The organism is Micromonospora sonneratiae, assembly GCF_042679305.1.
Lineage (GTDB): Bacteria > Actinomycetota > Actinomycetes > Mycobacteriales > Micromonosporaceae > Micromonospora_H > Micromonospora_H sonneratiae.
In genome coordinates, this window is record NZ_JBHTMP010000151.1 from 1 (window position 1) to 1722 (window position 1722).

Here is a 1722-nt window from a genome sequence, read left to right on the forward strand (position 1 = left end):
GCCGGCCCAGGCAGCGGGGCCGGCGCCGGACGACACCGGTGCCACCGTGCTGCGCGCGCTGGTGGACCGGCTGGTGGACCAGGGGCCGCCGGCACACCAGGTGTGGATGCCGCCGTTGGAGGACGCACCGACCCTGGACGACGTGCTGCCGCCGCTGCTGCCCGACCCCGAGTACGGGCTGCGCCCGGTCGACGTCGGCCAGCAGGCGTACCTGCACGTACCGGTCGGTCTGATCGACAAGCCGTTCGAGCAGATGCGCGACCTGCTCGTGGTGGACCTGGCCGGGGTCGGCGGGCACGTGGGCGTGGCCGGCGGGCCGCAGAGCGGCAAGAGCACCCTGCTGCGGTCACTCGTGTGCGGGCTGGCCCTGACCCACTCGCCGCGGCAGGTGCAGTTCTACTGCCTCGACTTCGGCGGCGGCTCGCTGGCCGGGTTGACCGGCCTACCACACGTGGGCGGGGTAGCCGGCCGGCACGAGCCGGAGCGGGTGGGGCGCACGGTGGCCGAGGTCCGCTCGATCCTGGTCGACCGGGAACGCCGCTGTGCGGACCTGGGCATCCACGGCCGGGAGGCCTACCGGCAGGCCCAGGCCGACGGCCGTATCCCGCAGGACCGGTTCGGCGACGTGTTCCTGGTAGTGGACGGATGGTTCACGCTGCGCCAGGAGTTCGAGGCGACCGAGGAGCTGGCCCGGGAGATCGCGGCGCGCGGTCTGAACTACGGGGTACACGTGATGATCTCCGTGGGTCGCTGGTCGGAGCTGCACATGTCGATGCGGGACAAGGTCGGTACCCGCCTCGAACTGCGCCTGGGTGACCCGGTGGAGTCCGGGATCGACCTGCGGGCGGCTGCCCAGGTGCCCCGAGCACCTGGGCACGGGCTGACCGAGGCGAAGCTGCACTTCCTCGGCGCGCTGCCGCGCATCGACGGCGTCCAGTCGGCCGAGGGGCTCACCACGGCTACGGAGCAACTGGTCTCTGCGGTGGCGGAGAACTGGACCGGGGAGAGGGCCGCTGCGGTACGTACCCTGCCGGCCGCGCTGCCGCTGGCCGAGCTGCCGGCACCGCAGGACACCCGCATCGCGCTCGGTGTGGACGAGGACCAGCTCGCGCCGGTGTGGCACGACTTCCGGATGATGCCGCACCTGACGGTGCTGGGGGACACCGAGAGCGGCAAGACGAACATGCTGCGCCTCATCGCCCGGGCGGTCGTCGCCAGCCACACCCCGGCCCAGGCGCGCATCATGGCCGTCGACTACCGGCGGCAGCTCTTCGACGACGTACCGGAGGCCTACCGGCTGGGCTACTCGGTTTCGCCGGACAGCACCCGGGCCACTGCGGCGGAGGCCCTGGCCGGCCTCAAGCCGCGGGTGCCCAACTCCGACGTCACCCCCGAGCAACTGCGTAGCCGCGACTGGTGGGCCGGCCCCGAACTGTACGTCCTGGTCGACGACTACGAACTACTCGCCGGGCACGACAACCCTCTGGCTGGCCTGATTCCGCTGCTGCCCCAGGGCGGCGACATCGGTCTGCACGTGGTCGTGGCGCGGGCCGCGGCCGGGGCGATGCGACTGTCGATGGACCCACTGCTGCGGCGCATCCAGGAACTGAACACCCCGGACGTGGCGCTGTCCTGCCCGCCGACCGAGGGGCCGCTGCTGGGCGGCACCTGCACGGGGTCGCTGCCCCGGCGGCGGGCGCCGCTCTGCACCCGGCGCGGCAG

Annotated in this window: 1 protein-coding gene; it reads left to right on the forward strand. The window is 73.1% G+C overall.

The features are described from left to right. Positions 1-1722 (forward strand): type VII secretion protein EccCb (eccCb, locus tag ACFQ4H_RS34720; protein ID WP_377579508.1); only part of this gene is annotated, 1722 nt, incomplete at both ends.